The organism is Serratia sp. LTN-2, from assembly GCF_059740205.1.
Map to the genome: position 1 here is coordinate 242,602 of NZ_JCAXDO010000002.1, position 26,902 is coordinate 269,503.

Annotated in this window: 22 protein-coding genes and 1 pseudogene; 7 read left to right on the forward strand and 16 right to left on the reverse strand. The window is 48.6% G+C overall.

The window, feature by feature from the left end; translation table 11 throughout:
- Positions 1-8: 8 nt before the first annotated feature.
- From hisC to hisIE, 6 genes are read left to right on the forward strand one after another with little or no spacing between them, the layout of a single operon-like run.
- Positions 9-1,082 carry a histidinol-phosphate transaminase gene (hisC, locus tag AC6BYQ_RS04915; protein ID WP_498056596.1) on the forward strand — a complete coding sequence of 358 codons (1,074 nt, stop codon included), beginning with the start codon at positions 9-11 and terminating at the stop codon, positions 1,080-1,082.
- The gene (gene hisB / locus AC6BYQ_RS04920) at positions 1,079-2,146 is read left to right on the forward strand and encodes a bifunctional histidinol-phosphatase/imidazoleglycerol-phosphate dehydratase HisB (protein ID WP_198635507.1); all 1,068 of its coding nucleotides are present in this window, start codon (positions 1,079-1,081) and stop codon (positions 2,144-2,146) included. The genes hisC and hisB overlap by 4 nt, the downstream gene beginning before the upstream one ends.
- The gene (gene hisH / locus AC6BYQ_RS04925; RefSeq protein WP_063919082.1) at positions 2,146-2,736 is read left to right on the forward strand and encodes an imidazole glycerol phosphate synthase subunit HisH; all 591 of its coding nucleotides are present in this window, start codon (positions 2,146-2,148) and stop codon (positions 2,734-2,736) included. The genes hisB and hisH overlap by 1 nt, the downstream gene beginning before the upstream one ends.
- Positions 2,737-2,741: 5 nt before the next feature.
- Complete coding sequence (gene hisA, locus AC6BYQ_RS04930) at positions 2,742-3,479, forward strand: 1-(5-phosphoribosyl)-5-[(5-phosphoribosylamino)methylideneamino]imidazole-4-carboxamide isomerase (protein WP_004938806.1); 738 nt, start codon at positions 2,742-2,744, stop codon at positions 3,477-3,479.
- On the forward strand, positions 3,461-4,237 hold the full coding sequence (gene hisF, locus AC6BYQ_RS04935) for an imidazole glycerol phosphate synthase subunit HisF (RefSeq protein WP_019454372.1): 777 nt from the start codon (positions 3,461-3,463) through the stop codon (positions 4,235-4,237). The genes hisA and hisF overlap by 19 nt, the downstream gene beginning before the upstream one ends.
- Positions 4,231-4,851, forward strand: coding sequence for a bifunctional phosphoribosyl-AMP cyclohydrolase/phosphoribosyl-ATP diphosphatase HisIE (gene hisIE, locus AC6BYQ_RS04940; protein WP_015377251.1), 621 nt, complete (start codon positions 4,231-4,233; stop codon positions 4,849-4,851). Before hisF ends, hisIE begins: the two co-directional genes overlap by 7 nt.
- A gap of 119 nt (positions 4,852-4,970) precedes the next feature.
- On the opposite strand, the gene AC6BYQ_RS04945 is transcribed toward hisIE, so the two are convergent.
- The 13 genes from AC6BYQ_RS04945 to galE all read right to left on the reverse strand — a co-directional run bounded on the left by AC6BYQ_RS04945 (position 4,971) and on the right by galE (position 21,160).
- Entirely contained in the window at positions 4,971-6,341 is a 1,371-nt protein-coding gene (locus AC6BYQ_RS04945; protein WP_498056392.1) for a glycosyltransferase family 2 protein, read from the reverse strand.
- Between the two features lie 149 nt (positions 6,342-6,490).
- On the reverse strand, positions 6,491-7,765 hold the full coding sequence (locus AC6BYQ_RS04950) for a glycosyltransferase (RefSeq protein ID WP_498056393.1): 1,275 nt from the start codon (positions 7,763-7,765) through the stop codon (positions 6,491-6,493).
- 1 nt (position 7,766) lies between these two features.
- Positions 7,767-8,789, reverse strand: a complete 1,023-nt coding sequence (locus AC6BYQ_RS04955) for a glycosyltransferase family 2 protein (protein WP_498056394.1) — start codon at positions 8,787-8,789, stop codon at positions 7,767-7,769.
- 50 nt (positions 8,790-8,839) lie between these two features.
- Positions 8,840-9,940, reverse strand: coding sequence for an acyltransferase family protein (locus AC6BYQ_RS04960; RefSeq protein ID WP_063919079.1), 1,101 nt, complete (start codon positions 9,938-9,940; stop codon positions 8,840-8,842).
- Between the two features lie 222 nt (positions 9,941-10,162).
- Positions 10,163-11,569, reverse strand: coding sequence for an NADP-dependent phosphogluconate dehydrogenase (gene gnd, locus AC6BYQ_RS04965; RefSeq protein ID WP_498056395.1), 1,407 nt, complete (start codon positions 11,567-11,569; stop codon positions 10,163-10,165).
- A gap of 253 nt (positions 11,570-11,822) precedes the next feature.
- Positions 11,823-12,965, reverse strand: a complete 1,143-nt coding sequence (locus tag AC6BYQ_RS04970) for a glycosyltransferase family 4 protein (RefSeq protein ID WP_498056396.1) — start codon at positions 12,963-12,965, stop codon at positions 11,823-11,825.
- A 14-nt stretch (positions 12,966-12,979) separates the two neighbouring features.
- Positions 12,980-13,879 (reverse strand): glycosyltransferase, encoded by a 900-nt coding sequence (locus tag AC6BYQ_RS04975; RefSeq protein WP_498056397.1) that lies wholly within the window; start codon positions 13,877-13,879, stop codon positions 12,980-12,982.
- Positions 13,876-15,030: a UDP-galactopyranose mutase gene (gene glf / locus AC6BYQ_RS04980; protein WP_498056597.1), complete on the reverse strand. Its 1,155-nt coding sequence runs from the start codon at positions 15,028-15,030 to the stop codon at positions 13,876-13,878. Before glf ends, AC6BYQ_RS04975 begins: the two co-directional genes overlap by 4 nt.
- Before the next feature lie 7 nt (positions 15,031-15,037).
- The gene (locus AC6BYQ_RS04985; protein WP_498056398.1) at positions 15,038-16,918 is read right to left on the reverse strand and encodes a DUF4422 domain-containing protein; all 1,881 of its coding nucleotides are present in this window, start codon (positions 16,916-16,918) and stop codon (positions 15,038-15,040) included.
- A 31-nt stretch (positions 16,919-16,949) separates the two neighbouring features.
- Positions 16,950-17,690, reverse strand: a complete 741-nt coding sequence (locus tag AC6BYQ_RS04990; RefSeq protein ID WP_019454383.1) for an ABC transporter ATP-binding protein — start codon at positions 17,688-17,690, stop codon at positions 16,950-16,952.
- Positions 17,690-18,457 (reverse strand): ABC transporter permease, encoded by a 768-nt coding sequence (locus AC6BYQ_RS04995; protein WP_019454384.1) that lies wholly within the window; start codon positions 18,455-18,457, stop codon positions 17,690-17,692. Before AC6BYQ_RS04995 ends, AC6BYQ_RS04990 begins: the two co-directional genes overlap by 1 nt.
- A gap of 314 nt (positions 18,458-18,771) precedes the next feature.
- Positions 18,772-19,659, reverse strand: coding sequence for a UTP--glucose-1-phosphate uridylyltransferase GalU (gene galU, locus AC6BYQ_RS05000; RefSeq protein ID WP_025159965.1), 888 nt, complete (start codon positions 19,657-19,659; stop codon positions 18,772-18,774).
- 487 nt (positions 19,660-20,146) lie between these two features.
- Positions 20,147-21,160 carry a UDP-glucose 4-epimerase GalE gene (galE, locus tag AC6BYQ_RS05005; protein WP_498056399.1) on the reverse strand — a complete coding sequence of 338 codons (1,014 nt, stop codon included), beginning with the start codon at positions 21,158-21,160 and terminating at the stop codon, positions 20,147-20,149.
- Positions 21,161-21,467: 307 nt separating this feature from the next.
- On the opposite strand from galE, the pseudogene AC6BYQ_RS05010 reads away from it, so the two are divergent.
- A pseudogene (locus tag AC6BYQ_RS05010) lies at positions 21,468-22,388 on the forward strand (integrase core domain-containing protein).
- Between the two features lie 169 nt (positions 22,389-22,557).
- Here AC6BYQ_RS05010 and wcaJ read toward each other — a convergent pair.
- From wcaJ to AC6BYQ_RS05025, 3 genes are all read right to left on the reverse strand, one after another.
- Positions 22,558-23,955: an undecaprenyl-phosphate glucose phosphotransferase gene (wcaJ, locus tag AC6BYQ_RS05015; protein WP_498056400.1), complete on the reverse strand. Its 1,398-nt coding sequence runs from the start codon at positions 23,953-23,955 to the stop codon at positions 22,558-22,560.
- A gap of 66 nt (positions 23,956-24,021) precedes the next feature.
- Complete coding sequence (gene cpsG, locus AC6BYQ_RS05020; RefSeq protein WP_498056401.1) at positions 24,022-25,389, reverse strand: phosphomannomutase CpsG; 1,368 nt, start codon at positions 25,387-25,389, stop codon at positions 24,022-24,024.
- A 14-nt stretch (positions 25,390-25,403) separates the two neighbouring features.
- On the reverse strand, positions 25,404-26,828 hold the full coding sequence (locus AC6BYQ_RS05025; protein WP_498056402.1) for a mannose-1-phosphate guanylyltransferase/mannose-6-phosphate isomerase: 1,425 nt from the start codon (positions 26,826-26,828) through the stop codon (positions 25,404-25,406).
- Between the last annotated feature and the right edge of the window lie 74 nt (positions 26,829-26,902).

The following is a 26,902-nucleotide window of genomic DNA, read 5'->3' on the forward strand; positions in this document are numbered from 1 at the left end:
TCGAAAAACTGGCGCGCGCCAACGTTCGCGAGCTGACCCCTTATCAATCGGCGCGCCGCCTCGGCGGTAAGGGCGATGTGTGGCTCAACGCCAACGAATACCCGATCGCGCCGGAATTCCAGCTGACCGCGCAAACCTTCAACCGCTATCCGGAGTGCCAGCCGGCGCAGGTGATCGAACGTTATGCCGCCTACGCCGGGGTGAAGAAAGAACAGGTGCTGGTCAGCCGCGGCGCCGACGAGGGCATTGAGCTGCTGATCCGCGCCTTCTGCGAGCCGGGTAAAGACGCCATTCTGTTCTGCCCACCGACCTACGGCATGTACGCCGTCAGCGCCGAAACCTTTGGCGTGGAGCGCCGTACCGTGGCCGCCAAAGAGGACTGGCAGCTGGATCTGCCAGCCATCGCAGACAGCCTGGACAACGTGAAGTTGATCTACGTCTGCAGCCCGAACAACCCGACCGGCAACCTGATCGACCCGGATTCTCTGCGCAGCCTGCTGGAGCTGGCCAAAGGCAAGGCGATCGTCGTGGTGGACGAAGCCTATATCGAGTTTTGCCCGCAGGCTTCGGTGGCGGGCTGGTTGAGCGACTATCCGCACCTGGCGATCCTGCGCACGCTGTCGAAAGCCTTTGCGCTGGCAGGCCTGCGCTGCGGCTTTACGCTCGCCAACGAAGATCTGATCGCCCTGCTGCTGAAGGTGATCGCGCCTTACCCGCTTTCGACGCCGGTGGCGGATATCGCCGCACAGGCGCTGAGCGAAGAGGGCATCCGCACCATGCGTCAGCGCGTAACCGACATCGCAGCCACCCGCAGCTGGCTGCAGCAACAGCTGGAAAAATGCGCCTGCGTCGAGCAGGTTTTCGCCAGCGACAGCAATTACCTGCTGGCCCGCTTCACCGCCTCAAGTAATGTGTTTAAAAGCTTGTGGGATCAGGGCATTATCTTACGAGACCAAAACAAACAGCCCGGGCTGTCCGGCTGCCTGCGCATCACCATAGGCACCCGCGACGAATGTCAACGCGTGGTGGACGCCTTGTCCGCCCTGCCCGGCGCCAACCAGACTCGCCAGGAGCCAATGTGAGCCAAAAAATCCTCTTTATCGATCGTGACGGCACGCTGATCGCCGAGCCACCGGAAGATTTCCAGGTTGACCGCCTGGACAAGCTGGCGCTCGAGCCGGACGTGATCCCTTCTCTGCTGGCGCTACAGCAGGCGGGGTATCAGCTGGTGATGATCACCAATCAGGATGGGCTCGGCACCGCCAGTTTCCCGCAGGAAACCTTCGATCCGCCGCACAACCTGATGATGCAGATCCTCAGCTCGCAGGGCATTCAGTTCGCCGATGTGCTGATCTGCCCGCACCTGCCGGCGGACAACTGCGACTGCCGCAAGCCGAAAACCGCGCTGGTGAAGGGATATCTCGAACCCGGCGTGTTGGATGCCGCCCACAGCTACGTGATCGGCGATCGGCCGACCGACGTGCAGCTGGCGGAAAACATGGGCATTCAGGGGCTGCGCTACCAGCGCGGCGTGCTGGGCTGGAAAGAGATCGTGCGCCAGCTGACCCTGCGCGATCGTCACGCGCGGGTTAACCGCGTGACCAAAGAGACGCAAATCGACGTCAACGTCTGGCTGGATCGCGAAGGCGGCAGCAAGATCAAAACCGGCGTCGGCTTCTTCGACCACATGCTGGATCAGATCGCTACCCACGGCGGCTTTCGCATGGAGATCGACGTCAAAGGCGACCTGTATATCGACGATCACCACACGGTAGAGGACACCGGTCTGGCACTGGGTGAAGCGCTGAACAAGGCGCTGGGCGACAAGCGCGGCATCGCCCGCTTCGGCTTCGTGCTGCCGATGGACGAATGCCTGGCGCGCTGCGCGCTGGATATCTCCGGCCGCCCGCACCTGGAGTACAAGGCCGAGTTCAACTATCAGCGCGTCGGCGATCTCAGCACTGAAATGGTCGAGCACTTCTTCCGTTCGCTCTCCTATACCATGGGCTGTACTCTGCACCTGAAGACCAAGGGCAAAAACGACCACCACCGGGTCGAGAGCCTGTTCAAAGTGTTTGGCCGCACGCTGCGCCAGGCGATCCGCGTCGAAGGCAATACCCTGCCGAGCTCGAAAGGAGTGCTGTGATGAACGTGGTGATTTTGGATACCGGCTGCGCCAACCTGGCCTCCGTCACCTACGCGGTGCGGCGCCTGGGTTATCAGCCGGAGGTGAGCCGCGATCCGGAGATCGTGCTGCGCGCCGACAAGCTGTTCCTGCCGGGCGTCGGCACCGCGCAGGCGGCGATGGATCAGCTGCGCGAACGCGATCTGATCGAGCTGATCAAGGCCTGCACTCAGCCGGTGCTGGGCATTTGTCTCGGCATGCAGCTGCTGGCGACCAGCAGCGAGGAGAACGGCGGCGTGACCACGCTCGGCCTCATCGATACGCCGGTGAAGCAGATGACCGACTTCGGCCTGCCGCTGCCGCACATGGGCTGGAACCAGGTGTCTGCGCAGGCGGGCCACCATCTGTTCCGCGGCATCGATGACGGTGCCTACTTCTATTTCGTTCACAGCTATGCGATGCCGATATGCTCCAGCACCATCGCTCAGGCGAACTACGGCGAGCCCTTCACCGCCGCCGTGCAAAAAGACAACTTCTTCGGCGTGCAGTTTCATCCAGAACGTTCTGGAGCAGCCGGTGCGCAACTGTTGAAAAACTTTCTGGAGATGTAGGCAGCATGATTATTCCGGCTTTGGATTTGATCGACGGCAACGTGGTGCGTTTGCACCAGGGCGATTACGGCCAACAGCGCGACTACGGCAACGATCCGCTGCTGCGCCTGCAGGACTATCAACAACAGGGCGCGCAGGTGCTGCACCTGGTCGATCTGACCGGTGCCAAGGATCCGGCCGCGCGCCAGATCCCGCTGCTGCGCAAGCTGCTGGCGGGGGTTGACGTGCCGGTGCAGGTCGGCGGCGGCATCCGCAACGAGCAGGACGTCAGCGCTCTGCTGGAGGCCGGCGCCACGCGCGTGGTGATCGGCTCCACCGCGGTGAAACAGCCGCAGTTGGTGCAAAGCTGGTTCGAGCGCTATGGCGCCGACGCACTGGTGCTGGCGCTGGACGTGCGCATCGATGCGCAGGGCGTAAAACGCGTGGCCATCAGCGGCTGGCAGGAAGATTCCGACGCCACGCTGGAACAGGTGGTGGAGCAGTTCCTGCCCTACGGCCTGAAGCACGTGCTGTGCACCGACATTTCGCGCGATGGCACGCTGGCCGGCTCCAATGTGGCGCTGTATCAGGAGATTAGCCGCCGCTATCCGCAGGTGGCCTTTCAGGCTTCGGGCGGCATCGGCAATCTGGACGACATCGCCCAGCTGCGCGGCAGCGGCGTTGCCGGCGTGATCGTGGGGCGCGCCCTGCTGGAAGGTAAATTTAGCGTTGAGGAGGCGATCGCATGCTGGCAAAACGGATAATCCCGTGCCTGGATGTTAAAGACGGGCAAGTGGTGAAAGGCGTGCAGTTCCGCAACCACGAAATCATCGGCGACATCGTGCCGCTGGCGCAGCGCTATGCGCAAGAAGGTGCGGACGAGCTGGTATTTTACGATATCACCGCCTCGAGCGACGGCCGGGTGGTGGACAAAAGCTGGGTATCGCGCGTGGCGGAGGTGATTGATATTCCGTTCTGCGTCGCCGGCGGCATTAAAAGCGCCGAGGATGCCAGCCAGATCCTGTCTTTCGGCGCCGACAAGATTTCCATCAACTCCCCGGCACTGGCCGATCCCGAGCTGATTAGCCGCCTGGCGGATCGCTTCGGCGTGCAGTGCATCGTGGTGGGCATCGATACCTGGTTTGACAGTGAAACCGGCAAGTATCACGTCAACCAATATACCGGCGATGAGAGCCGCACCCGCATCACCCAGTGGGAAACCCTCGACTGGGTGCAGGAAGTGCAGCGTCGCGGCGCCGGTGAGATCGTGCTGAACATGATGAATCAGGACGGCGTGCGCAACGGTTACGATCTGCAGCAACTGCGCCTGGTACGCGAGGCTTGCAAGGTGCCGCTGATCGCCTCCGGCGGCGCGGGCACCATGGAACACTTCCTTGAGGCGTTCCGCGATGCGGACGTCGACGGCGCGCTGGCAGCGTCGGTGTTCCACAAACAAATCATCAATATCGGCGAACTGAAAAGGTTCCTGGTTGAACAAGGCGTGGAGATTCGCGTGTGCTGACAGAACAACAAAGAAACCAGCTGGACTGGGAAAAAACCGACGGCCTGATGCCCGCCATCGTGCAACATGCCGTTTCCGGCGAAGTGCTGATGCTGGGCTACATGACACCGGAAGCGCTGGCGACCACCGAGCAGAGCGGCAACGTCACCTTCTTCTCACGCACCAAGCAGCGCCTGTGGACCAAGGGTGAAAGCTCCGGCCACTTCCTCAAGGTGGTCAGCATCACGCCGGACTGCGATAACGACACGCTGCTGGTATTGGCCAACCCGATCGGCCCGACCTGCCACCTGGGCAACAGCAGCTGCTTCCACCCGGCTGCCAGCGACTGGACGTTCCTCTATCAGCTGGAACAGCTGCTGGCGGAGCGCAAGCACGCCAGCCCGGACAGCTCGTACACCGCCAGCCTGTACGCCAGCGGCACCAAGCGCATCGCGCAGAAGGTCGGGGAGGAAGGCGTGGAAACCGCGCTGGCCGCCACGGTCAACGATCGCGAAGAGCTGACCAACGAAGCCTCGGACCTGATCTATCACCTGCTGGTGCTGCTGCAGGACCAGGATCTGGATCTGAGCGCGGTGATCGGCCGGCTGCGCGAGCGGCATCAGAAAAAAGCGTGACGTTAAATCATGCGCAATAAAAAAGCCGCCGGGCGTTAACCTCGGCGGCTTATGATTTGTTCACAGGAATCGAACTCTGCAGCAGAAGAGAGCTCTCCCCAGCCCCACTACGTGATTCTTTATTTTCCGTTTTTGCGCGAAGGACGGAACAGAGCCATCAGCCGCCATGACCAGGAATTAACGATCTCACGATTACGCATTTCGCACTCTCTGAGTTGATGCGTAAGCGACTCTATCTCGCTGTCAGCAGCTCTCAATTGGTGGTCTTTCTCAAGAATAACCCCTTCATGAGCTCTGAGCCGAGCCTCCAGGGCACTCAACTTCGCCTCGATAGCTTGCTGTTCAGCATGAAGCTTTTGTTCCGTTTCCTCTTTTCGTTTGAACTCAGCGCAAACATCTTGATAAGAGGTAGATAATATCTGATAAGACGACGCGGCTTCGCGATTGGCAGAAGAGAGATCATAATTAGCAGAAACCAGCTCATCATTTTCATTCTGTAAACGTCGACTTAAATAAAAGAGATAGTCATTCGCTGACAAACGATAAAGACTGTCGAAAAAGACTTGTGTTCTTTCTTCGTAAAAATCCTCGAGCTTGGCACCGAGTTTATTCAGATAACTTTTGATATCTTCATATAATGTGAAGTAAGCCTTACCATACAGGGTATTCAAATGCCACTCTAGGAACGAAGCCGAATAGTTGATAAAATCGATTTTTCGTCCATCATAGATCCCTCGTTCAATCATTAAGGATCTCAATGCTTCCAACGCATCAATTGCACAGTGGTAGGATTTTTCGCGAGTATTAGACAGAGATGTCTCTCTGGAAACCGTGTGATCAATTAATACATCATCGAGAATACATATTTTTTCAGATAACAAAACGAACGCACAAATGAAATAAAGATCGTTTGAGGTTCTTATCTGCTGAAATTGTAAACCTTCGGCCAATATCCTCTCACGTTTCAACATTTTGTCCCAAGGCCACCAAACAAAAGCGTTGAAAAAATCCTTCTTAATCTCAACGGAAGAGAATACATTTTTTTGTGGCAGTAGATCTGTGCGTATAGACCAGTGGATCGACAGATGCTTATCCTGCTGAACGTTATAGAACTGGCTTCTATAAATGACAACATCGGCATCATGCGATTTCGCCATTGAATAGGCTTTTTCCATCAGGTTTTCATCAACAAAATCATCATCATCGAGGAAAACAACAAACTCACCTCTAGCATGGCTTAAACCAACATTGCGCGCAGCACCGGCCCCACCACCTTCAATTCCTGAAAGCAGTATAACTCTGTCATCCTCGGCGGCAATACGTTCCAGGATCGCCTTGGTACCATCCGTGGAATTATCGTCAACGATAATAATCTCGAGCGATTTCAGTGTTTGCTTTCTGACTTTATCAATGACATCAAAAATATAAATCTCGGCATTAAAAACTGGCATGACTACCGAAACATAGGGTATCGTTTTATCTTCAGACATTATTATTCCACCATGTTTATTGTAATAAAGCCAACTTTTAAAATGACATTGGCCCCCAGTGAAACCTCCCGCGTTTAATCCCATAATCATAGAATCGAAGGAGATTAAATGAAAAAAGCCTTATGCTACCGCATAAGGCTCATTTCTTCTTATTTAATCTCTTCAACCTGTTTTTTTATTTCTGCAATTCTCTGCTCTTGCAGAATAAACCCAGACTCGATCATTCGCTCTAACTCCGACAAACGCCAATGAATAGAATCCAGTTTTGCATTGTTTTCAATTAACAAAGTTCGCGTACTCTTTCGATGTAGCCCGCGCTCGACAAACTTATGCTTGCCAACACGTACTAGCATGTTCAGCAAACCACTCGCTCCCAGTTTGTCGTAGTTGAAGCGTAATTTTTCAGCCTTCGTTTTCGCTACCCAGCCATTCATAACTTTTGAGAAATCTGCACTGTTTTCTTTCATCAGTGCGATAACGAGACCAACCGTTTTTCTATCATAGAAGCGTGTGGACAAATACCGCTGAATTTCATCTTTCTGATAGCGTTTTACATGCGGCAACAGCGTTTGGTAGAACTCTGTGGAAAATGTAGGTGTGAGAACCTGGCTTACCCAAGCAATATGACCAATCAGCCAGTTGAGTGAATACTCGCGATATTGCGCCAGCATTTTTGACTTTTCAAGATAGTCAAAAATAACCTGGTGCTGCAGGAAAACACCGAGTAACCGATCCCCGCCGGCCATCATCGTCTGGCCGGCACGATTACGTCTGTGATAGCACAGCACTTCGTCGATAAAGCAGACTTTATCTGACGTTAACGAGACAAACCAATGGAACCCATTATCTTCAAAGAAGTATTTTCCAACAGGGAATTTCAGATTATTGTCAGTAATGAGTTTACGCTTGTAAATTTTACGCCATGGCACCGGTAATAACTCGAGAACTTTCTTCTTGTTCTCAACGCTGCGGATATCCCAAACAGGCTCTTTCGCCAATGGCGCCCACGCAGGTTCATACGGCGCATTTTCGATACCGGTTTCTGTCTCAAATTCGAGGAAATTGCACATCGCGACGTCGGCATTTTCAGCCACTGCAATGTTATAAAGCTTCTCGAACATTGTCGGATCGTAAAGATCGTCACCGTCGGCAAAACCAATGAATTCGCCCGTAGCTGCTTCCATGCCAATATTGGCAACGGTAGCAACCCCACCAGGTGAATTCTCTTTCATCAGAATAGGAATGATACGCTTATCTTTCTCTGCATATGATTCGATAATTTTCGGCGTACTATCTTTAGAACCATCATCCACTACAATGACTTCAATGTCTTCTAACGATTGGGCCAGAACATTGTCCAAGCATTCGCCAATGTATTTTTCGATGTTATAGGATGTGACAATGATAGATAATTTTGCAGTCATCTCAAAAAACCTTTTTATTAACTAAATACTCGCACACTTTAGAATGAATATATTTATTCGTGTGGAAAACTTTTTGCAGATCGCTGTAGCTGCTCTGCAGGAAAACGTCTCTCACTTTGGAGGTTAGCGCTGACTTGAAGTCAATGACTATATTTTCTTTTGCCCAATCAACCAGATTAACGCTAAACACGAAGAAACTCGTTGTATAGACATCATGGCGCTTGTCTGACTTAATATAGTCATATAATTCGGCAATAGCATCTACGCACTGCATACGTAACTGACTTTTATTATTAGTCACATTGCTGCCGTCTGGGCAAAGCATATAATTACATATTGCATCGTTCAGAATGGCAATCTTTTCTGCATTCATCAATATTTTCCAGTGAGGTAAAATATCTTCATGCAGACGTAAACTACCAAATTTTATGTCATTATCCTTTAAAAATCGTGTTCTACAGACTTTATTCCAAGGATAGTTTGTTAGCGTCAGAAAATCGGGTAGCATTTTCAGAGAAAGGATATCACCATGTTTTACACGTACTTCCTCAAACAACTTCTCATCGCCTTCCCACATGCCAATACTTTCTTTGGCTTTGCCATAAACGATATTGTACTGAGTTACAGCAACGTCCAGCTTTTCTTTTTCAAGCTTGGCGATGGCATTATCAGCCACATTAGGCAACATAAAGTCATCGCTGTCGAAGAAGATCGTATACTCACCGCTCGCTGATGCCAGGCCTGCATCTCGGGCAATACCCGGCCCCTGATTTTTCTCTTGCCTAATGAGCTTGATATTTTCTCTCTGGGCAAGATAATCCTCGATCACCGAGATAGTATTGTCACTTGAGCAATCATCGACAAGGATGATTTCATGTGTACTCTTAATCGCACGTAAAATAGAATCCAGGGTTGCAACAATGGAATTCTGAGCATTGTATACCGGGATTATTATCGAGACCTTAACACTTTCGCTTGCTGCGGAAGCATTACTCTTAACGTCGATCATAGCATCCTTATTCATTCATTGGATCCACTTAGAAATGTCAGCTATATATTTGATGGTTGCTAAAACTATGCTATTTTTTTAGCGAATACATTTGCCATTTTGATTGAGGGCAAGTCAACATACTTTTCAAAGTAATAAGAAAGCAGTAGGCACACTGATACGGTAACTAACAACAGCATGATGAATGTAGACATGTGTATATCGCCGTAATAACTCTTCGCTATTGCTGCAATAATATTAAGTATACAGACATGTACGACATATAACGGGAAAGAAATACGTCCCAAAAACTGCGCCAACTTGTTTTCGAGCAACTTTTCGCTCAAACTGCCGCCTAAAATCGACATAAAAACAAGCATGCTTCCCGTCAACATAAGCATTTGATAAGTATCCCGATATGAACCGAAGGAAATATATTCAATGTATTTATAGACACCGCCATATAAATACACGCCATCCCGTTCATACGGCGAAGTTGCCAGCACAATGCCGATCAAAAACATAAGCGCACGCAGCACTCCATGGATTTTAAATTTATTTTCAATGTATACATCGTTTAGAATCATTCCAAAGACGAAGAGACAATAAAAGGAGCCCCATGCATAAAGGAAAGAGAAAACTAATGCATAAAATATTAGTCGTCTACGATGCATGCCGAAAAAAGCAAGCAGACCGAAAACAATAAAAGAACCATAAAGTTCGAAAGATATAGTCCACAGCGCATAATTATGCAGCGGTACATGTTGGAAAGGCGCGAAATATACCGCTTCAAGAATCGCTGGCATAAAACCAAGTTCAATCACATGGCCAGTTGTATGCTTCAATACATAATATAGCAATGCACTCATTAGCATAGAGGCTAAAATAGGAAGAACTAGTCTCGGGTACCTCTTTACAACGCCATTGAATATGGCACTACTCTCGTGGGTTTTATTGAACTTAATTGAAAGAACAAAACCGCTTAGAATGAAAAAAATGCAAACAGGCGCAATCCCACTGTAAACTATATTTAACGGTGTCCATGCAATTAACCGCCGAAGCATTCCTCCGATTTCGCTAAACGATGTATATCTAATATCTGGTTTATAGATGCTGACACAGTGGTCAATAATAACAATAAAACAGCATATACCCCGTAAACCTTCAAGATAGGTTATTTTTTTCATAAAAACCTTAGTATAAACCTTTCTCTCTATCTAATAATGTCGTTGAGAGTCAGCATATATATGCTATCCTGGTAATTTCGCAATATTGAAGACAGAGGGAATGGCGCCAAATGAATTAGCAACAATGAATGCAGGAACGGCTAACAGAAATAATTAATTAAAGCCAAGAAAACCACCATGCCAATGGCATGGTGGTTTAAAATATTAAACAATTACAGTATGTTAATCTAACCACTCGGTGTGGAAGACACCTTCTTTATCCGTACGCTTGTAAGTATGAGCGCCGAAGTAATCGCGCTGCGCCTGGATCAGGTTCGCCGGCAACACCGCAGAACGGTAGCTGTCGTAGTAAGCGATCGCAGCGGAGAAGGTTGGCGTAGGGATACCGTTCTGTACGGCGTAAGCCACCACGTCACGCAGTGCCTGCTGGTACTCGTCGGCGATTTGCTTGAAGTATGGCGCCAGCAGCAGGTTGGCGATATCTGCGTCCGCCGCATAAGCGTCGGTGATCTTCTGCAGGAACTGGGCGCGGATGATACAGCCGGCGCGGAAGATCTTGGCGATTTCGCCGTAGTGCAGATCCCAGTTATTTTCTTTAGACGCAGCTTTCAGCTGAGAGAAGCCCTGCGCGTAGGACACGATCTTGCCCAAATACAGCGCGCGACGCACTTTCTCGATGAATTCGGCTTTGTCGCCGGTGAACGGCGCCACTTTCGGGCCGGTCAGCACTTTAGACGCGGCAACGCGCTGGTCTTTCAGCGAAGACAGGTAGCGTGCGAACACCGACTCGGTGATCAGCGACAGCGGTTCGCCCAGATCCAGCGAGCTCTGGCTGGTCCACTTGCCGGTGCCTTTGTTGGCGGCTTCGTCCAGGATCACATCGACCAGGTATTTACCCTCTTCGTCTTTCTTGGTGAAGATGTCTTTGGTGATGTCGATCAGGTAGCTGTTCAGTTCGCCCTTGTTCCACTCGGCGAAGGTTTCGGCCAACTGCTCGTTGCTCAGATTCAGCGCCTGCTTCAGCAGAGAATAGGCTTCGGCAATCAGCTGCATGTCGCCGTATTCGATGCCGTTGTGCACCATTTTCACATAGTGGCCGGCACCGTCTGCGCCGATGTAGGTCACGCAAGGCTCGCCTTCCGCAACCGCAGCGATTTTCTCCAGGATTGGCGCCACCAGCTCGTAAGCTTCTTTCTGGCCGCCAGGCATGATAGAAGGCCCTTTCAGCGCGCCCTCTTCACCGCCGGAAACGCCGGTGCCGATGAAGTTGAAGCCCTGGTCGGACAGTTCGCGGTTACGACGGATGGTGTCCTGATAGTAGGTGTTGCCGCCGTCGATCAGGATATCGCCCTTGTCCAGGTGCGGAGTCAGCGAGGCAATGGTTTTATCCGTTGCTTCGCCCGCTTTCACCATCAGCAGGATGCGGCGCGGTTTTTCCAGCGATTCAACAAACTCTTCAACGGCGTAATACGGCGCCAGATTCTTGCCCGGGTTCTCAGCGATCACTTCGTCAGTTTTGTCGCCAGAACGGTTGAAAATGGAAACGGTGTAACCACGGCTCTCGATGTTAAGCGCGAGGTTGCGGCCCATTACCGCCATGCCGACAACGCCGATTTGTTGCTTGGACATTTAGGAACTCCTGTCTGAGGATGACCCTGCCGGCAACGTCGGCCAGCAGGTTTTGTGATGTGGCACACATGTTAACTCAGGATTGAGCCGGGTGGGTAGTGATTGGTGCGATAGGCTTTGCAACAGATTACGAACCATCAAAAATTGCACAATCGCGACAATAACAGCGATTTAGGTTACTGCCATGGCTCTTGCTTACAAATTTGGGTTTTCCACTGCCCTTTCAGCGAAAAACCCAACTTTCACAAGACGCTCAATAGCTTCCGGTTGCGATCGCGCGCTGATAGAGCTTTAGCGTGTCATCAATAACCAATGATGAGGCGAACTTGCTCTCGATACGCTCACGGCTGCGCACCCCCATCTCGACGCGCTTGCTTGGGCTGGTAAGCAGCTGTTCCAACTTCTCTGCCAGAACTTCGATATTGCGCATTTCCACCAGGCTACCGGTGTACTCATCAATAATCAGACTTTGGCAGCCGCCCACGTCATAAGCGATGCAAGCACGCCCAACCGAAGACGCTTCCAGCAAAATACGCGGAATGCCTTCTGAATACGTAGAAGGCAGAGCGACAACGTTCGAGGCCTCAATCAGGCTGTAAACATCACTGCAACGACCCAACCAGTTGATGAGCCCTTGCTGATGCCATTCTTCTATTTGCGATAGCGGAATAGCATCCGGATCGTCAACAATGGAAATGCCAGCCACATTCAACACAAAATCCACGCCTTTCTGCGCCAACCGCTTTTTCACCTCGACCAGATCGCCCAATCCTTTACTCCAGAGCAAACGGCTGGCGAACAAGACGACCGGTTTTTCGCGGTTGATTTCTAGCGAGTAGTGATAAATATCGGGGTTAATGCCAGCACCATCGATCACAACCGTTTGGCTTTTTTTCGCTTCAGTCAGCGCCAGAAGTCGATCGCGGTCATGTTCATGCTCAAAGGCCAGCAAGCATTTTTTGTTCTTAAAGATATGATTGTACGAATGTAACGTCAGATAACGAATGACGTTCATTGACAATTTATCCTCCATAAAGACGCGCCCAAGCCCGACAAAGCCGAGAATAATCGGCTTGTTGTAAAAACGCGCAAAGAACCCGCCCATCAAGCAAGGTTTGATAGTGATGCAATGCAGTACGTCAGGGTCAATTTTTTTCAGCAACGACCATACCTTGGCCAATGAACCAAAGAAATTGAACGGGTTGATAGACAGCTCAGATACCGACGAATCGTGGCAGATGAAACCTTTATCTGCCAACTTTTGCTGAATGTCGTCTCCGACAAAGTGGCTGACAACGTGGATTTCATAGCCAGCAGCCTGAGCCGCCAGCGCTCTTTCAACCCAATGCAGTTCAAAGTACCAATCTGAGTTGATAAAATAACAAATCTTTTTCATTTAACTCTTACCGGCTAATGTTGTTTACCATTTTTACGTGATATACCGTCAACAATACCGCGCATTACGTATTTAATATATTCGCCTTTTTTGCCTTGAGAGGTAAAAGAAAGTAAATATTTTGCAATACGTAACACGATAGCTCCGAGTGAGTAAGGTCTTTCATGTTTGTTGAAAAGCGTCCTTGAAAGGAGCAGGTTTCTGACCAGATAGTAGACTTTCCATGACGGGGTTATCCCCCCCTGGCTAGTAGGCACATCGTGCAGAAATACCAACTCTGGTGAGTACCGGAACCGATACCCTTGTTGACTCAACCTGTAAGAGAAGTAAAGATCATCATAATAAATAAAAAGTTCTGGCCAGATGTACTCAATGTTAGCGGCTAAAACGTCTCTGCGTATTATTGCACCAACAAATGAGAAAGTCACGACATCCGCAGGCTTATGCTCCGCAGGGGTGTAACGTCCGGGTCTGGAAATATAACCCAACGTCTGTACCAACGACGTTGGCATCTTGCTGAAAGGTACGTTCATTTTGCATAACGTCCCTTGTTTATCCAAGACTCGGCAACAGTAAGCCGCATAGTCGAACCGTTGCGTCAATTCAGCGAAACATGTCAATAATGCGCTATCGGGATAAGCGTCATCATCGAACATAAACACCCAGTCGGTGTCTATCTTGCTCGCAATATATTCAGCGCCGAGCCTGAATCCGCCAGCGCCACCGTCGTTTTGCGCAGCGCGTATGACGTGCAAACGGCTGTCTTCGATACAGTGCAGCCACGACTGGGTTTCGTCGGTCGACGCATTATCGACAATGACAATGTCAACAAACGGCAACGCAGAGGTTGCCGCCCAACATTGTTTCAATTTTTCGAGGCGATTGAATGTAACAATTAACGCCGAACATCTCATCTGATACTGACCGTGAATACTGGCATGGCGTTTTCTTGCTCCAGGCTGGCCAGATAGGTTTCAGCCGTTTTCAATGCTTCGGCAATGGTCACGTCCATGTCTAGGTAGCGATAGGTACCCAGGCGGCCGATAAAGGTGATGTTATGTTCTTTTTCAGCCAAATCAACGTATTTTTCCAACAACGCCATTTCACCGACCTGACGAATCGGATAATAAGGAATATCGTTTTCTTCGCAAGCGCGGCTGTACTCTTTATAGCAAACCGACCCTTCGTGCTGTTCCCAAGGGGAGAAGTACTTATGCTCGGTAATACGAGTATAAGGTACCGACTGTTCACAATAGTTCATCACCGCACAGCCTTGATAATCCCCTTCCACGGTAAATTTCTCAAAGTCCAGCGTACGGTAGCCGAGCCGCCCAAACTGGAAGTCATAAAACGCGTCCAGCGGGCCGCTGTAAAACACATGATCGTACCCCTCGCGGTCTTGCATTTGGAACTGAGTATCCAACACCACCGAGATATTCGGGTGTTCCAGAATACCTTCCACCATCTTGGTGTAACCGTCTTTCGGCATCCCTTGGAACTTATGATTGAAATAGTTATCATCATAATTAAAGCGAATAGGCAAACGTTTCAGAATCGAAGCCGGCAACTGTGCCGGGGACATACCCCATTGTTTGATGGTGTAACCTTTGAAGAAGGCTTCATACAGTTCTTTGCCTACAAAGCGCAGCGCCTGTTCTTCGAACGATTGCGGGTCAGTGATACTGGAATCGCCTTTCTCGGCGATCAAAGCTTTCGCTTCCGTTGGCGAACAGGTCTTTTTAAAGAATTGGTTGATGGTGTGCAAATTGATCGGCAGCGAGAAAACCTGGCCGTTTACCGTCGCTTTTACGCGGTTAACATAAGGCATCATTGTGGCGTACTGATTCACAAAGTTCCATACTTGCTCGTTGTCTGTATGGAAAATATGCGGACCATAAGTATGTACCATGACATCCGTCTTTTCATCCCGAGCGTCGTAGCAGTTGCCAGCAATATGAGTACGACGATCGATAATATGAATTTGATGGCCTTGTTCTGCCAACTTTCTCCCGATCACTGCACCGGAAAAACCTGCCCCAACGATTAAAATTCTCTTAATTTTCATCATCTTATTATCCGATAATTAGCTGTCTAAATTTGTAGTAGTATTTGGTCATTGCATTACGCCGTGTTGTCCCTTTCGGCGCTACACGATTAAGAATAAACATTAGGGAGTTTTTCACTATCGGCGCCCCACTCTTCTTACGCGTGGGTGAAAAATCCTTCCTCTCACCTTGCAAGCGGGCATAAAGCTCCGGAGCCCAGGGCGTATTCAGTATATTCTTGTGATAATTATCGAAGAAATCAACGCTACGTGTATTCCACGGTTTATTCTCACCCGCGAAGTGAATCACCTTCGGATTACGACGCGCCTCAAGGAAGCGCATGTAGGTCGAAAATGGTAAGTTGGGGAAAAATGTCTCTGTATTACCGTTACCATGATAGACATTCCACTCCAACGGCAAATAATGTACGCGGCCATGGAAAACTTTATTCATAATATCTTGATCGAGGAACCAGTAGCGCTTGCTCTGCATGGCCTCCATCAGACTGGAAAAGGTATTCTCTTGATTCATCTGAACGATGTTAAATACCAATATTCCTGCTTGGAAATATTCATCTGGATTGGTTAAACCCAATGAAGAAGAAAGGTACTCCTTCGCCGGCATCACCCCGTCACTGGATTGTGACATGGCACCAAGCAAAACGAATCCTTCCATTACGATATCTTTTACCGCCGCAACTAAATTATCGGCCAACGGAATATCGAGTAACTCAGCCAAATCATTTTCGACCACGGTATCCGAGTCAATAAAGATCACTTTCTCATACTCAGCAAACAGCCGAGGGATAAACAAACGCGCATAGGTTGCAGCGCTAAAATGCGCACGTGTGAACGCATTCTTTATCTCTGAAAAAGCGTTAACATCAAAGAAGCGAAGATGAATATTGTCATGCGCAGCAAGCAGAGAGACGAAACGTTGCTTATTCGCCAGAGAGACTCCGTTCTCAAGCACCACCAAATCATAGTTCAGAAGAGGATTAGCATGCTTAATGATAGAGTTGACTAATGCAGCCCCACTAATCGCATAATTATCATCAAAGCAAATGACAACTGGTACATTATTATCAGAGAATGCAGGTTCCAGAGTCGCCGAGAAGGTCTCATTCTTAATGAAAGTTCTCTGCAATTCTTTAATATTTAAGGTCTCAACCTCTCGCTTGTGGCCAACATAAATGTTAAGTAACCGCTCGGCTATGTGACCGACAACTCGCTTTTCCTGATCGCTGTAATCTTTAAACCTCAGCCTTTCTTCCAATTTATCTAAAATAGAAAAGAGCCAAATTGAATAGTCCTCAAAGATATCCTTTCTCATCACGAACATATTCGTATAATAACCATCTGATGCTTGGTTAAATTTTTCTGCAGCGGTGATATATTCGGGATAAAGATCCCCCAACACGGCCAATGCAGCATCATAGTCTTCGATATGCAGATGGTTAGAGATTTTATAATGCTGATAATTATTCTTGCTACCTGCAGCACCGACATCCCATTTCTTAGGCAAAACAATATCGACGCCTTCGAGACACAGAGGAATCGTTTCGTCATTCAAACCAAATTTATCTTGGTATTCTTTACTTACCTTCTCAGCCCCTATCACGCCCCATCGATCCTCAGGAATACGCTGATCTTCAGAGAAGTTTAGATGACGGCGATAGTGCATAAACCCAACATAGTCGGCTGGCTCTGCATTTTTCCACACCCAGTAATGCGCAGTCAGCTCACAATAAAATGGGTTTTTGAACGATATATTATCCCCCGTATCATCACCAAGGCATCCAATCTCGGTAAGGCTATTAGCCTTACCGACGTGGATTGGCTGTATCCACTTTGAGTCGAGAAAAGCACTAGGCTTGTGATGACACGTATATATTTTAATATTCTGCATTTGCACTACCTGGCAATCACGGTTATGAATTTCAACTCATTGCTTCTTTATATTGCGCTATAACAGAATGAGCCTCACCCATAACTTTCATCTTATGGTTTTCTATCCAAATGACTCTATCGCAAATTTTTTCGATATCACGAAGATTGTGGCTAACAAAAAGAATTGTCACTCCTTTCTTCTTGAACTCATTAATGGTTTCAAGGCATTTGCGTTGGAATGAAATATCCCCGACCGCCAAGACCTCATCGATAATCAGAATATCTGGATCAACCTGCGTAATGACCGAGAAACCCAGCTTCGCCAACATACCGCTAGAGTAAACTCGAATTGGCTCATCGATAAATTCACCCAGTTCGGAAAACTCGATAATTTTATCCAGACGCTGCTTCAACTCCTTACGACGAAGGCCTAACAACGTCGCATTCAGTCGAATATTCTCACGGCCAGTCAGTTCGGGATGAAACCCGCCGCCTAACTCCAGCATCGAAGCCACCCGGCCAACAACATGAACCGAACCGGATGATGGTTTCATCACACCGGCGACCAAACCAAGCGACGTACTCTTCCCTGCACCGTTTCGGCCTATAAGCGCAACCGATTCGCCTTTTTTCACCTGGAAACTGATATCTTCAATCGCCAGATAACTGCGGCCGCTCAGTAAACTCAACGCTCTACGAGGGTTAAAAATCAACTCTTTAATGCCAGATCCAATATGATGGTATAATGGATAGCGCTTAGTGACGTTTTTAAATTCTATAGCTATGCTCATTATAATATCTCTGCAAATCTGTACTTCAACTTATTGAAAATGCTGACGCCGATGATAATGAACAGCAACGCATATCCATAGAGCATGCCTATCTGATGATAATCAATTACGCCATTCATAAAAAGATCACGCCAGCTCAGTATCATGTTAGCCAGTGGGTTAAAATCAATCAGGAAGCGATATTGTTCAGGAATCATATCACCGGAGTACAAAATCGGCGTGCAGTAGAACATCAGCATGATGCCCAGCGTGATGAAACGTTCCAGATCGCGGAAGAAAAGATTCAGCGTCGATAACATCATCGCGATCCCGAAGGTCATCATCATCTGCGCGATGCCGATAAGCGGAACCCCCCATAGCCAATCGATTGATGGCCGCATGTCATAGACATAGAGAAAGAAGATAATGACCGGAATCGTGCAGAGGAAATGCAGGCACTCCATTAGGACATTACTAAAAGGAATCACCGAACGCGGGAATACGGTTTTTTTGATGATCTGTGCGTTTGCAATAAACGAATACAAGGAGTTAGTCGTTGAGCTAGCAAACCACTGCCAAGGGAACAGGCCTGTAATAATGAAAATGGTATAGTTTGGTATTTGAACCCGCATGACCAATTTAAAAATAAAATAATAGATCATAGCAAAGAGTAATGGATTAGCAATTGACCATAAATAGCCAAAGAAGCTGCTTTTATATCTTACTTTTAATTCTTTCTCTGTGATGACCGAAGCCAAATCCCAAAGATAACCTAAGCTATACTTCATATAAAAACTCGATTTAAGATTAAAATTCCCTGACAGATGAAACATGGCCGTACGTCTTCAGGCCCAGCGTAGCCTGGGTGGCATGACGGGTAGCATGCGTTTCTGAGCTCATCACAGCCACGCTACCGCCCCTGGCATTGTGGCAACCAGAGCACACTTAAAACAACCTGTTGATTTGACTTCATAACCGGGAAAACTTCCTGCACCCAGTTCGCTACACACCACGATGAGCGCGTGTAGCCTGCCCTCAAGCTACATCCAGCCGATCTATTTTACTTTAGGAATCGGCTGGATTCGTCAGGTACAGCAAACGCTTAAGCCTGCAACATCCCCTTTAACCACTCAGAAAATGCTTCACCCTGCGTTGGATGACGAAGACCATACTCAACAAAGGCCTTCATGTAACCTAATTTATCGCCACAGTCATGCGAACGCCCAACCATGGCGAAAGCCTCAACCGGTTTTTGCTCCATCAGCATGGCGATGGCATCGGTAAGCTGAATCTCACCGCCAGCACCATAAGGCGTTTTTTCCAGCAGCGGCCAGATATCAGCAGCCAAAACATAGCGGCCAACGACGGCCAAATTTGAAGGTGCCTCTTCTTGAGAAGGTTTTTCGACGATCGCATGCATCGGCACGCTTTGGCCTGGCGCCACGGCCACACCGCGACAATCGACCACGCCGTATTTGGACACGTCTTTTTCTGGCACAGGTTCTACCATGATCTGGCTGCGACTGTGCGCTTCGAATTGGGCAATCATGCTGGCGAGGTTATCTTTCGTCAGATCAGAGGCAATATCGTCCATCAGCACGTCCGGCAGCAATACGGCAAAAGGCGCATCACCGATCAGGGGTCTGGCACAGAGTACGGCATGGCCCAATCCTTTAGATTGCCCCTGCCGTACATGCATCAGGGTCACGCCTTTCGGACAGATAGACTGAACTTCTTCCAGCAGCTGGCGCTTAACGCGTGACTCCAGCATGCTTTCCAATTCAAACGAGGTGTCAAAGTGGTTTTCAATCGCATTTTTTGACGAGTGCGTGACCAGAATAATCTCTTTAATACCGGCAGCAACGCATTCATTTACGATGTATTGGATAAGAGGTTTGTCTACAACCGGCAGCATTTCCTTAGGGATTGCCTTTGTGGCCGGTAACATGCGGGTACCAAGACCGGCAACGGGGATGACAGCTTTCAGCATATCTGTGGGGGCTCCCAACGACTTCAGTTTCATTAATGCAACATGTCAAAATTATCGCGATAACACTCAACGTTATCACCGCCCTCTGCTATGCAACCAAGGGGCCTCTGTTTTCTTCGGGCTGAATTATACACCCATGTGGGAAGTTAATACATTAACGCCACATAGACAAAACGTCATTTGTCTATGCTGTAACCGCCAATCACCAATAAAAATCTCAATGTATTGAATAACAATAAAAAAAGCAAAATCACGTACGCGTTCTCACTAACCCTAAGCGTCTTCTGACTCTTGGTACTTTTTGCGCCTGCAGGGTTGGAGGGGGACCACGAAAGGAAAATATAATTAGCACGCTAACAAAAACACCAAGTTATTGAGAATGATTGCTAATTACTAAAACTGCGCTTCCCTCTCTCGCCACAGATAACAACAAAAAAGCCCACAGCTTGATGTGGGCTTTTCATTGTTTAACTTTATATCAGTATTCTTACTTATACCCTTGCGGATTTTTTTTCTGCCAGTTCCAAGTGTCGCGCATCATATCATCGATATTCCGACGAACTTTCCATCCCAGCTCTCGATATGCCAGATCCGCGTTCGCCCAGAAAGCAGGCAGGTCGCCGTCACGGCGAGGTAATATTTGGTAAGGGATCGTTACGCCGGACGCTTTTTCAAATGCCTGAACCATCGCCAGTACCGAATGCCCTACGCCGGCGCCTAGGTTATAAGCCTTGAAGCCGTTGATCTTTGCCAGGTGATCCATCGCTTTCAGATGGCCCTCGGCCAAATCCATGACATGAATGTAGTCGCGCTCGCCTGTACCGTCTTTCGTTGGATAGTCACCGCCGAAAATACCCAATTTCTCCAGTTTGCCGATCGCCACCTGAGAGATGTACGGCAACAGGTTGTTGGGTATGCCGTTGGGGTCTTCACCAATCAGGCCGGACTCGTGAGCCCCCACAGGATTGAAGTAACGCAAAGCAATAATCGAAAATTGCGGTTCAGCCTTGGCGAAATCCTGCAAGATCTGCTCCACCATCAGCTTAGACGTGCCATAAGGACTGGTCGTGCCGCCAATCGGCGTGGTCTCGACATAGGGCACCGGCGAATTGGCGCCATACACGGTGGCGGAGGAACTGAAGATGAAATCATGTACACCGGCACGGCGCATGGCATCCAACAGCACCAGCGTGCCGGTGACGTTATTCTGATAATACTCGAGTGGTTTACGCGTTGACTCTCCTACGGCCTTGAGGCCGGCGAAGTGGATCACGGCAGTGATCTGATGCGCGCCAAAGATACGATGCAGGCATTCGGCATCCTGAACATCCCCTTGATAGAACACCGCGGCTTTCCCCGTCAGTTTCTCCACCCGCTGTAATGACTCTGCAGATGAGTTGGACAAATTATCCAACACCACAACGTCTTCGCCGCGTTCCAACAGAGATAAAACGGTGTGGGATCCTATATAACCGGCACCACCGGTGACTAGGGTTGTCATACAAACTCCTTTGTTTGCGCTAAAATACGGCCCTTAAGTTAGATAGACGCTCATTCTAACGAGATACATGGTGATAAACATCAGAATACATCTGGTTTAATCATAATCTTGAGGCTGCCTGCAGCGGGTAGAGACAGCCCTAGCCTGGATATCGCAATGATTTTAAATGGCTCGCGTTCCGAACGGGACGCCACGAGGAAAGCAGGATACGAGAGAAGCACGGGAGAAATGACCCTGCCCCAAAATCCTGAGCCATACAGAAACAGAATTTCGGCATGATCACACTCCCTGAACGGAAGTGGTGCCGATGAAAAAATCACGATTCACCGAAGAGCAGATTGTCTTTGCCCTGAAGCAGGCCGAAGTGGGTACGTAGGTGCCTGAGGTCTGCCGTAAGCTGGGCATTTCTGATGCCACGTTCTATACGTGGCGCAAGAAATACGGAGGTATTTCGCCCTCTGAGTTGAAGCACATGCGCCAGCTGAAAGAGGAAAACCTGCGGCTGAAGAAACTGGCGGCCGATGACAGTGCGCTGCGCCTGCGTATTCGTGAGATCACGGAAACCCGCGTGCATTACGGATACCGGCAGGTTCACATCTTGCTCAGGCGGCAGGGCTGGCAGGGCTGGCAGGGCTGGCAGGATAACTATAAACGCATTTACCGTCTTTACCGTGAACAGGGACTGTCCCTGCGTCTCAAAAGACCGCATCGCAACAAATACAGCGCAACGTCGCCAGCCTCAGGGGCTGTATCCGAACCATGTCTGGGGATCTGCGTCGGGCAGAGTCTACGTTCAACGGAAGTCGCGGAAATGCTGAATAGCATCGCGCTCAGTCGCCCACTTCCCCGGTTGTTGAAAACGGACAATGGCTCTTAATTTGCAGGAAAAATGCTGGATAAGTGGGTGTATAAGCATGGGATTCGTATTGATTTTTCCCGGCCGGGAACACCAACGGATAATGCCACAGTGGAGTCATTCAACGGCAGGTTACGCCAGGAGTGCCTGAACGAGAACGAGCCCATGTCGCTGGAGGATGCACGGTGCAAAATCGAGGCGTGGCGCATACACTATAATCAGAGGCGTCCCCATTCTGCACTGGGCTGGATGACGCCATCCGAATTCGCTGTTGGCTGCCGATTGCCAGAATCTGCAGCCAACAGAGGCCGGTTATTCCTGATTATGGCTGGATCATATTCGGGGTCAGGTTCCCGGATCCGACATAACTAACTGAACGTTGTATCTAATCCTTGGGGCGGGTCAGAAAAGTGAGCTAGTTGCGAGGAAAGAAACTAAGGCGCACCTTATCGTAGGTAGAATGACACAGAACAATCTATGCAAGCAGTGGCTGTCAATACAGCCACCCTCAAAGAGACATCTTTGTTCTCACAAGTATCTGTCAATACGCGGATTTGTGTATAAAACCTTTAAATACTGTAAGGAAAATTATTTTCAGATCGAGCCAAATGCTCCAATCACGAATATACTCAAGATCATATTCGACTCGATTTTGCATCTTATCCAAGGTGTCAGTCTCTCCCCGCCACCCATTAATTTGAGCCCAACCTGTAATTCCTGGTTTGACTTTGTGTCGGAGCATATAACCTTCGATAAGATTTCTATATTGTTCATTGTGTGCCACAGCATGCGGCCTAGGCCCAACAATCGACATCCCACCAATGAGAACATTGAAAAATTGCGGCAACTCATCCAAAGAGGTTCGTCGTAAAAATGCACCGACTTTGGTCACCCTGGCATCACCTTTCTTTGCCTGGATGATTACATCATTATTTTCCATCACAGTCATAGATCTGAATTTCCAAACCATGATAGGCTTGCCATCCATACCATACCGTGTTTGACGAAATATAACTGGACCTTTAGATGTAAACTTAACAGCGAACGCGATCAATGCAAGTACCGGCGAGATAAATACCAATATCAGTATTGATAAAATAATATCTTCAGCTCTTTTAAAAACTTTATTTATTCCATTTAATGGGGTGTCGAACAAAGGAACAACAGGAACTCCATTTACCTCTTCAGTTCTTGACTGCAATATATTAAACGTAAACACATCAGGAATAAACATGACAGAACAGGTTGTGTCCGTTAACTGCCCCAGTATCTTCTTGAACTTATGCTCTTCACTCATTTTCATCGCGATATACACATAATCAAGTCGTCCCTGGCGTGCATCCTCGACTAATTTATCCAAGTCACCACAGTACTTTATTTCATTATCATTGTGACTTTGTACATCATCGTATACACCTTCAACGATAAATCCTAACCAAGGTTCTTCTTTAAAATTTTTCAGTAATCTTACCCCGATAGGCATCGAACCCGCAACGGCTACCTTTCGATTATTATATCCGAGGTTTCTAATTGTCCCAACCAAAAAACGGATTGCAGAGCGGCAGAACGTAAAGCCGAGACATACTGATAGGTACCAGCATAAAAAAACTTCAAATGTAAAATTAGAACTCGGCATGAACGAGGTTATTCCGGCAGTAACGACTATGCTTAGTGTCCAATTTTTAAGTATAAGTCGAAGCTCTGATGAGAACTTCCCGCCACGCCAAGAGCGATAAAAATCAGTTATACCACCAATCATTTGAAATGCGACTAAAGCTATGAGAGCAACCAAAATGCTCTCATAGTTAAAGTTAAAACCATTTATTTTACTTGCAACAAATCCGCCAAAGAAAATAATAGAGATATCAGAAAAACGCTGAACCATAGATATGAGAGATGCATTTGCTTTGGAATGCGCCCGCTGATGTTGTATTTTCATAATAAAAGCACTCTTATAAATGAGCACGCAATTAATTCCATAAAAAATAAATGCGCCCCCTTTAAATTATAAACTCAACAGATTCAAAATTTCCTTAACCTTTTCTTCCATCAATTTTTTATTATTTCTAGACTCTACATTAAGCCGAACTACAGGCTCCGTATTTGATGAGCGAAGATTGAAACGCCACTCTGGGAACTCAACGCTTATACCATCGGTATAATCGACCGAGCTTGCTTTCGAAACATAGTGGTTTTTAATACCTTCAATCGAACTTTCTGGGTTCGACAACTTGATATTAATCTCACCGGAAGACGGGTAGGCGGCAATGCGATCCTGTACTAATTGCCCCAAAGTTTGTCCCTTCACGCTGACCAACTCAGCGACCAACAGCCACGGAATCATGCCACTATCACAATAAGCAAAATCTCGGAAATAGTGGTGGGCGCTCATCTCTCCACCATAAATGGCGTCCTCCGCACGCATACGTTCCTTAATGAAAGCATGCCCAGTTTTCGACATCACGGGTACGCCCCCCGCATCGGTGACCACATCGATGGTGTTCCAGCTCAGACGCGGATCGTGAATGACCTTCGCCCCTGGCTGTTTCTGCAGGAAGGCTTCCGCCAGCAAGCCAACGATGTAATAGCCCTCAATGAAATCGCCTTTTTCATCAAACAGGAAGCAACGATCGAAATCACCGTCGAACGCGATGCCCATATCAGCGCCATACTCGCGCACAGCATCGGCGGTATCCGTGCGACACTCCGGCAGCAGTGGATTTGGAATACCGTTAGGGAAAGTACCATCCGGCTGGTGATGCAACTTTATAAACTCCAGTGGTACACCCTGCGCCTTCAGTTGCGCTTCAATGGCATCGATCACGTGCCCTGCCGCACCATTGCCCGAGTTGATCACCAGCTTCAACGGTTTGAAGTTGTTCACATCGACATAGGACAAAATATGCGCTACATAAGCCCCTAACACGTCCTGACGGACGTAACTGCCGCGTATTGCCACCGGTGCCTGAAACTGGTTTTTCTCCGCCAGCTCTTGGATCGCTCGTAATCCGGTATCGCCGCTAATTGGGCGAGAGCCTTCACGAACCAACTTCATCCCGTTGTAGTCGATAGGATTATGGCTGGCGGTCACTTCAACGCCACCATCAACTTTTAAATAGGTCGTGGCGAAATAGATTTCTTCGGTACCGGTTAGTCCGATATCGATAACGTCGGTGCCCGCATCCTGCAAGCCTCTCGCCAACGCCAACTTCAAACTTTCGCTGGTCAACCGCACGTCGCTGCCCAATACGATAGTTTTAGGCTGCAAAAACTCGCCGTAGGCGCGCCCAATGCGGTATGAGATGTCCTCATTCAGCTCTTCGCCCAATTTTCCGCGAATGTCATAGGCTTTAAAACACGTCAACTTTTGCATTGCCAAACCCTTTTTTAAACTCTGCCATAGCGATCTTGTAAGCGTTCAATATCATCTTCTTCCAAATAGCGGCCCGATCTGACCTCAATCATTTCCAGATTGATTTTCCCTGGATTTTCCAAGGTATGGACACTGCCCGCAGGAATAAAAGTGGACTGATTTTCGGATAGTAAGAACTCTTTATCATCAATGTTAACTTTTGCTGTCCCGCTCACGACCACCCAATGTTCAGCACGGTGGAGATGACGTTGTACTGACAAACCTTCACCTGGTCGAACAATGATCTTTTTCACTTGGAAATGCGGGCCGCTGTCAATGTCGCAAATTTTCCCCCACGGACGGTAAGAGGAAGAATGCTGCCGGAAATGATGAAGATTGCGCTTTTTCAGTTCCTCGACGATTTTTTTCACCTCTTGAACCTTATCTTTGGTGGCAATAAGCACGGCATCGCTCGTTGTAACCACAACCATGTCATGCAACCCTATAGTAGCCACCAGGGCAGAGTCAGAGGATATGTAATTGTTATTTGAATCAATGGAGATAACATCCCCAACATTCACATTTCCCGAATGGTCCTTTGCAGACACATCCCACAATGACGACCACGATCCGACATCACTCCATCCTGCATCGATCGGGATCACAACGGCATCCTGGGTTTTTTCCATCACGGCATAGTCAATGGAGTCACTTGGGCAGCATTGGAAGGTTTCTTTCTCCACGCGAATGAAATTCATATCACGTTGACTCTCCATGACTGATTTTTTAGTCGCCAGGTAAATCTCCGGGCTAAATTTTTCCAGCTCGCTGAGAAACTTCTCCGTCTTGAACATAAACATGCCGCTATTCCAGCTATACTCGCCGGAAGTGACATATTCTTTTGCTTTTTCCAGACAAGGCTTCTCAACAAAGGCATCTACTTTGAAACACTCCTTGGAGAGGCTGTCACCACGTCTAATATACCCATACCCCGTCTCTGGGTGCTGAGGGATAATGCCAAACGTCACCAGCCGATCTTGTGTCGCAAACTGAGCAGCCGTATTGATTGCTTTATGAAAATTGCTCACTTTAGTGATCAAGTGATCGGCTGCCAATACCAGAAGCATACCATCAAAGGCTTCTTCTGCCGCCAAATGAGCCGCCAAAGCCACAGCTGGTGCAGTATTCCGCCCCATAGGTTCCAAAATTATATTTGTCCCCAGTTGGCCGATCTCACGCAACTGTTCTGCGACCAAAAAACGGTGTTCTTCGTTACATATCACTAAAGGTGCCACAATATCTAGATTGGAAGCGTTCTCCAAGCGCACTAAAGTCTGCTGCAACAGGCTTAAACCACTATCGTCAATCGACAGGAATTGTTTAGGAAAAGATTCTCTAGACAAAGGCCATAAGCGGCTACCCGTTCCTCCGGCCATAATTACCGGGACTATCTTGGACATAATTTAACCCTTCACTAATCTGTTATTTCAACATGAGCTTTAAAAGCTATAGTTCTTGATAAGAAATAGGAAAA